The sequence below is a fragment of the Pseudomonas sp. HY7a-MNA-CIBAN-0227 genome (assembly GCF_040310325.1).
Classification (GTDB): Bacteria; Pseudomonadota; Gammaproteobacteria; order Pseudomonadales; family Pseudomonadaceae; genus Aquipseudomonas.
This window is the reverse complement of sequence record NZ_JBEOPT010000350.1, coordinates 1-238: the sequence shown is the minus strand read 5'-3', so window position 1 is coordinate 238 and position 238 is coordinate 1. Positions and strand designations below refer to the sequence as shown.

The window sequence follows — 238 nt, the reverse complement described above, 5'->3', positions numbered from 1 at the left end:
ACAGCGATGAATGTAACATGTCTGCCTGCCAAATCGCTTATAGCCTTTTTGGCACACCGACAAAAATTGCGCGTATTCGCTCAGAAGCCTATTTGGAACTTCAAGATAAACTATTTATCAGCAGTGAAATTAAAAGCGGAGATGCCAAACCTCGTGGCGGTTTTATTATTGACGAGTTAATTGCACCAGAACAGTTAGTGACCGCTTACATACAAAGATTGGTCGAATACCCTGGTGC

1 pseudogene is annotated in these 238 nt (G+C 42.4%); it reads left to right on the top strand.

From position 1 onward, the window contains the following. A pseudogene (trkA, locus tag AAEZ06_RS28230) lies at positions 1-238 on the top strand (Trk system potassium transporter TrkA); the annotation flags it as partial.